The sequence below is a fragment of the Variovorax sp. 05T418 genome (assembly GCF_056396385.1).
Genome location: NZ_JBFTLJ010000044.1, coordinates 1 through 1,094, shown reverse-complemented (window position 1 = coordinate 1,094; position 1,094 = coordinate 1). Strand labels below are relative to the sequence as shown.

Annotated in this window: 1 protein-coding gene; it reads right to left on the bottom strand. The window is 61.7% G+C overall.

Translation table 11 applies throughout. The features are described 5' to 3' along the window. Positions 1-62: 62 nt before the first annotated feature. The gene (locus AC1DMS_RS31670) at positions 63-1,052 is read right to left on the bottom strand and encodes an IS1595-like element ISVapa1 family transposase (protein WP_015865884.1); all 990 of its coding nucleotides are present in this window, start codon (positions 1,050-1,052) and stop codon (positions 63-65) included. Positions 1,053-1,094 lie beyond the last annotated feature (42 nt).

Genomic DNA, 1,094 nt, shown 5'->3' with positions numbered 1-1,094 from the left:
AATATAAGGGGTATCCTCTTAGCTCCAGAAGGTCTGAGTGACTGGATGAATATACAGTTATCCTATCCTTTTCGGCGCTGTTTTGCACCCGCCTGAATCACCTGCTGATAGGTCACCGGTGGGGTGACCACGGCCTGCTGCAAGAGTCGGTAGAACAACATGCCGCGCGAGCTTGAGGTGCGACGGTTGAAGCGGAAGACGAACTCATCGAGATAGGCGTCCAGATGTTCGGGCTGCACCGAGCCATGATGCGTACCCAGAATCCAGCGCTTGATCAGTGCGGCCACGCGGTGGACGCCGGCCATCGACACATGGGCCGGCACCTGCGAGCCGAGCACCACCGTGCGCTTGTGCTCATAGCCGAGATCCTTCAGTGAACGATAGGCCGCAGAGCCATCGGTGCGCACCTGGGCGCCTGGCTCAACGTTCTCCTGCACAAATGGGATCACATGGGTGGCGGAGTCCTTGGGGATGCGGCGCAGGCGGATCCGGCCGAATCCCTTGGGCTCCAGCACCTCCACAGCCAGGACGACGAGCACCTGAGAGGTACTGTTCTTGCGCCCCTGGGGAGAAATCGGATTCTCGCGGTCGCTCAGCGCCAGATAGGTCTCATCAACCTCGACCGTGCCCTTGAGCCGATCCCGCTCGGGCCGCACCATAGCGCGGCGCAAACGGTGCAGCATGGTCCAGGCGGTCTGGTAGCTGCCCAGGCCCAGCACACGCTGCAGGCCCAAGGCACTGACGCCTTGCTTCTGGTTGGTCAGATACCAAGCCGCGGCCAGCCACACACGCAGTGGCGTGCGGGTCTTGTCGAAGATCGTACCGGCAGTCACCGTGGTCTGGTGCTGGCAGCTGCGGCACATCAGGCGGGTGCGGCTGGCACGGTACGCCTCGCCAATGCTGCCGCACTTCGGGCAGACGAACCCAGCGCCCCAGCGCAGCCGCTCCAGGTAGGCGAGACAGTCATCCTCCGTGGAAAACCAGTCCAGGAATTCATTCCAGGTCTGGGGGTAGTCCTTGCCCGCTGTCGGCGCTAATATCTGTACATCCATCCAGTGCTCTCTCAGTTGCTGGAGCTAAGAGGATACCCCTTA